Annotated in this window: 1 protein-coding gene and 4 pseudogenes; 3 read left to right on the top strand and 2 right to left on the bottom strand. The window is 58.3% G+C overall.

Going from position 1 to position 5,361, the window contains the following annotated elements; all coding sequences use genetic code 11:
• Positions 1–168, bottom strand: a pseudogene (locus I6F33_RS37560) (IS701 family transposase); the annotation flags it as partial.
• Positions 169–324: 156 nt separating this feature from the next.
• Between I6F33_RS37560 and I6F33_RS37555 the strand changes: the two are divergent.
• From I6F33_RS37555 to I6F33_RS37545, 3 genes and pseudogenes are all read left to right on the top strand, one after another.
• Positions 325–1,307 (top strand): annotated as a pseudogene (locus tag I6F33_RS37555) (IS630 family transposase).
• Between the two features lie 542 nt (positions 1,308–1,849).
• Entirely contained in the window at positions 1,850–2,857 is a 1,008-nt protein-coding gene (locus I6F33_RS37550; RefSeq protein WP_225129259.1) for a cytochrome-c peroxidase, read from the top strand.
• A 916-nt stretch (positions 2,858–3,773) separates the two neighbouring features.
• Positions 3,774–3,942, top strand: a pseudogene (locus I6F33_RS37545) (IS3 family transposase); the annotation flags it as partial.
• 1 nt (position 3,943) lies between these two features.
• Here I6F33_RS37545 and I6F33_RS37540 read toward each other — a convergent pair.
• Positions 3,944–4,312, bottom strand: a pseudogene (locus I6F33_RS37540) (DDE-type integrase/transposase/recombinase); the annotation flags it as partial.
• Between the last annotated feature and the right edge of the window lie 1,049 nt (positions 4,313–5,361).

Here is a 5,361-nt window from a genome sequence, read left to right as displayed (position 1 = left end):
GAACGCTCTTGCGATCGCCCGGGCCGATCAATCCCGCAACGTACAGGGGACACATCCGCTGCCGGTCTTATGACCCAACCGGTCCAGGAACGGCTTCAGCCAGCGTTCGAGTTCGTCTTCCCATTCCACCATGGTCAGCCCTCCAAGAGCCGACCACCCATGAATCATTGAAAAGTCGATTCGGGAATCCTAATAAAGAGCCCAAATCCAACAATCTGCCAAAGTAGTGCTAGTGTCCCGAGTCACAAGTTCGCAATCGTAGATTCGCATTAGATTCGCGTCGCTGTGCCAGAGATGGCGGCTGCAACAGCGACGGAGGATCTGATGGCGACCCAGCGACTTGCGCCCCTGGTATTGAGCGATGATGAGCGTGCTGAACTTCAGCCGCTGAGAATGCGGCGAAAGGCGGCGCAGGCGTTGGCTCTGAGAGCCCGGATCGCGCTGGCCTGCGCGGAAGGCGGTCAGAACAAGGAAGTGACGGCCAAGCTAGGCCTGGAGCGGGGGACGGTAGGCAAACGGCGGCGGGGCTTTGTGAAGCAGCGCGTGGCTGGGCTGCACGATGAGCCGCGCTCGGGAGCACCGAAACGTATCTGGCGGGCCTTCGGGCTCCAGCCGCACCGGCTGGAGACATTCAAGCTCTCGACTGATCCGAACTTCGTGGCCAAGGTGCGTCATGTCGTCGGGCTTTACGTCTCGCCACCGGCACACGCCATCGTCCTGTGTGTAGATGAAAAGTCTCAAATCCAGGCGCTGGACCGCAGTCGGCCGATGCTGCCGATGCGTCCCGGCCAGCCGGCCCGAAGGAGCCACGATTACAAAAGGCACGGCACCACATCGCTGTTCGCCGCCCTCGACATTGCGACCGGACGGGTTATCGGCAAGTGCTACGGACGGCACCGTGCCGCCGAGTTCCGCAAATTCCTGGACGAGATCGAGGCCGCTGTGCCGCGCCAACTCGACGTCCATCTCGTCATGGATAACTACGCCACTCACAAGACCCCGCTGATCCGGAAATGGCTGGCCAAGCGGCCGCGCTGGCATGTGCACCTGACCCTGACCAGTTCGTCATGACTCAATCAGGTCGAGCGCTTCTTACCGATTAGAAGATCAGGCGCCGCGTCTATCGCAGCGTAGCCGCCCTCAGGGCGGACATCGCCTCGTTCATCGAACGACATAACGCTGATCCCAAGCCGTTCCGATGGACCAAGTCAGCCGATGATATCCTTGCTTCCATCGAACGCTTCTGCCGTTACAATGCCCCGGTACAACACGACGCGATGTTGCGAACTTCTGGTTCAGGACACTAGACGCGATCCGGCAGACAGTTAGCTAAGTTCATCAAGCTCAGCGCCAGGCCTCATCCCGTCGTGACAGCCTGGCAGCCCCCTTTCAGGCCCATGGGACCGAAAGCCGGTTGGGGAGGGACTGACGGCGCTGCGCTAGGCACGGGGCGGAGCTTCGATCGGGCTCGTATTAATAGTGTAACGCCTGCGACATCGATTTGAATCCAATTGGAGGGAGGTTTCATCTACTCCCGGGACAGGTGCCTGCGACGTCACTGCCCCCTGCATTTCGTCGGAGAGACGCGTCGTGCCTCCTCGAAGAGCAGCAAAACACTATGCTTCGTGATTAGTCGAAGTGTTCGTGTCGGGCTAACGACAACTGTCGTGAAGCCAACATCGAACACAGAAACCCTAGACCAATTCACTCGCGCGCGCTGGCTCAGTTCCTGCATGGCAAAAGCCATCCATGCAGCGGGCGCCTCTTCTGAAGAACTGTTGTTCGGTAGCGGCGCGGCAAGATCTGGAAGTCTCACGTCATGCTCAAGGTATCGATTACTACCGTTCTGATGTGTGTCTCATGCAATGCCATCGCAAACGACGATTTGATGATGACAGCCAGACAGATCTTCAAACCGATCCCTTCTGGTATCCCCGCCCTAAAGGACAATCCCGTGACTACCGAGAAAGCGGAGCTCGGGAAGATGCTGTTCTTCGACCCTCGTCTGTCGGCGAGTGGGATCATTAGCTGCAATACCTGCCACAATCTTGGCACCGGCGGCGTAGACGCGGGTCCAACGTCAGTTGGTCACGGTTGGCAACGGGGAGCGCGGCGGGCGCCGACCGTCTACAATTCAGTGTTCAATGTCGCGCAATTCTGGGACGGACGCGCGCCGGATCTTAAGGCACAAGCCAAGGGGCCCGTTCAGGCGAGCGCCGAGATGAATGCGACTGCGGATCACGTAACGACCACACTGAATTCGATGGAAGATTATGTGGGCAAGTTCAAGCAAGCATTCCCGCGTGATACACCGCCGGTCACCTTTGACAATTTCGCGAAAGCGCTCGAGGCTTTTGAAGCGACGCTCACGACACCAGCAGCTCCGTTCGATGGATACCTGAACGGCGATGCCAACGCGCTGGATGACCACCAAAAGGCAGGATTGCGGCTGTTCGTGGACAAAGGCTGCGCCTCCTGCCACAACGGAATCAATATTGGTGGGCAGGAGTTTTTCGCGTTCGGCGTGATTGAAAGACCAGACAGCAAACTGCTTCCCCCAGCCGACCAGGGGCGTTTCGCGGTCACGAAGGCCTTCAGCGACCGATACGTGTTCCGCGCCGCCCCTTTGCGCAACGTTGCCCTGCGAGCTCCCTACTTCCATTCGGGTCAGGTTTGGACGCTCCAGGAAGCGGTAGGCATTATGAGTGAGGTGCAGCTCGGCGCCGAGCTCACCGAGAAGGAGAAGAACGATATCGTTGCGTTTCTTAATTCATTGACCGGCCGGTTACCCAAGATCGAATATCCGATACTGCCAACGCGCACAAAGGATACGCCGCCACCGTCCTTAGACAGATAGTGCTCTTGTTCACTATCCTGGTTGTTCCACGGTTTAGTCGCGGCGACGCAGCTCCGCTTTGCAGCTGCCGCAAGCCGGAGCGCGTTCAGGCTCGTCGAACCGATCTCTGAGATCGCACTGCTCCCTATCGCGAAGCACTGGATCAAGGTGAAGAGCGGCTTCGGTTCACGATGCCAGTGCAACACCTGCTAAAGGTGTTGTTGCGATGGGACGATGCTCAGCCTTGAGGAGCGCGGCCCTGGCCGGTCGCCACCCACGATCAGTCGGGAACTTAGGCGCAATTCCAAGCGAACGAAGGCTTGGGCCGGCGGCGACGAACCAATCCGCGTCCAGCAGGTGGCCGAGCGACGGCGGTTCCAAGGGAATGGCTTGATCGGACCCCAATCATCGATTTTGCTGAACTTGACCCTCAGAGTGTAAGTCGCACCATGGATGCGCGATTCCTCACAGCGTCGCGCAAGAGTTTGCTGCTGAGACACTGAATCGGCGCTGGCTTGCGACTGTTATGCCCGAACCATCAATGACAAGTTGGATCTCGTGCGCTCAGCTCCCACAACCTGCTTGGGCAGCACAGTGGAGGGTTTCCCCAGAGCATCGTGTCCGGATTACGACTAAACAATTCGCCTGACTTAGCGACAGCATGCCCTTCTTTTTGGCACCGACAGAACCACCAGCGCCGAGCTCTCCCGCGTGCTGGCGTCGTCGCAGCGTGCCTGTAGGTCATCGACAAGACGACATTTGGCTCGTGCTGCCCAGCAAAGCGATCTGACGATCTGCTGTAAGGCGACCGCGCGAGAGTGCACTGTGCGTGGTCGCGAATTGAGGATGATCTCGAACGGCACGGACGCACCTGATGCGCAATTCAGACGACCAGCTCTACTTAATGCCGAGCGCGCTCACGTCGGTGAAGTCGGACAGGGCCTTGGAAGAGGAGAACGTGAAGCTGAAGAAGCTTCTGGCCGAGCAGATGCTCGATGCCGCCGCACTTCGCGAGCTCCTTTCAAAAAATGGTAAGGCCCGCCGCTAAGCGCGCTGCGATCGCGCATCTGCAGGCTGTCATGAGCCTGTCGGAACGGCGGGCCTGCTGGCGTTGCAGGTGAACTCGGTGCCATGGTCGGACACGATCATTTCTCGCTTGCCGCGTCGCTGGACGATTGCCGTCAGTTCGCCGACCACGCGCCGCCCCGAGATCGACGTCTCCGGAATGGCGCCAGGCATTCGTTGGTGACGTCGTCGACGATGTTGAGGATGCGGAAGCGTCGGCCATTGGCGAACTGGTCGTGGACGAAGTCCAGCGACCAGCGCGCGTTCGGCCTCGCCTCGACCAGGATCGGGGCACGGGTCCCCACGGCCTTTGCGGCGAGCCCGCCTTTTGCAGACGGTGAGCCCTTCCTCGCGATAAAGCCGGTAGATCCGGTTGATGCCCGATGGCTCGCCCTCCCGCCGCAGCAAGACGTCCCGCTGCTTGACGGATTTGCAGCTCGACGCTTACAATCGAGCTCGCGAACCGAAGCATCTCGTGCTTATAAACGCTAGGATCCCTATGTGTGTCACCTCGCAACCGTGAACAGAGTCACTGGCGATTGGTTCACCAAGCATTTGGCCAACCAAATGGGATCCTGCTGTTATCTGATTTTGATCAATGACGTTTCATTGCAGCCCTGCTTCTGAGCAGCCCGTCCGTCTCGTCAGACCTCCGATCTGACCGACCCCATTTGGTTACCCCAGGTGAGCCCTCAGCGACGCGCTCGCCATAGCAATGAGGTAACACCAGCAAATTTGTTGGTCGACGGCTATCCGTGGCCACAAGCTTGACGTATCAAGCTCTCTACCTTTGCCTTGACTCCTTGACCGAGAGAGCAGCGCACAGCTCCGGCATACCCCGCACAGTTCATCGCAATGACGGCTTATAGAGCTGAGGACCCATCATTGCCCTAAGGGCTGATGGGGCAGGCGGGTTATCAGGCTTACGGACTGTCGCCTGCCATTTGGAAATTGGAATACTCTAGCCATAGGCCCCGCCTCCGGACGCATTTCAAAGTCGGCCGGAGAATGTTCATTGACGTCATTTTCCTCCGTTCTTCCCATTGACTCGGAGGCGGGCTTTTCTGTCCAACTAGAAAAAGCCATCGCCATGTGTCCGATTTGCGACCTTACGTTAGAACATGACCTTGACTGTCCGATCTCTGACATGCTGTCGGTTTGGTACACTTCCTTGAAAAATTTTCCCTTACTGATCAAGCTGTCGCAGTTGGCATAGGGTTTGAACAGAGAGGCGCATCCACCGCAGCCGCCACGAAGCGGCGGCTACACTAACGTCGGCTGTGGCCTTTTGACGCAATGACACGAGCTGCCACATGGAGTCGGTCTCAATAGAACGTCACAAAAACTGCCCTCAATGTGGCTCTGCATTGGTCCACCTCGAGTGGCATGAACGCATCGGTGCGCGGGGGGTCCAAGATCTCTGGCGCTGCTGGAACTGCAGGAATGAATTCATGACCGTT

The organism is Bradyrhizobium sp. BRP20 (genome assembly GCF_020194215.1).
GTDB lineage: Bacteria > Pseudomonadota > Alphaproteobacteria > Rhizobiales > Xanthobacteraceae > Bradyrhizobium > Bradyrhizobium yuanmingense.
Note: the sequence above shows the minus strand (reverse complement) of the source record. Positions and strands in the feature narration are given on the sequence as shown.

What these genes read in the sequence shown, in the direction of transcription:
- I6F33_RS37550 (WP_225129259.1), top strand. Translation starts at nt 1,850, where the DNA reads ATGTGTGTCTCATGCAATGCCATCGCAAACGACGATTTGATGATGACA.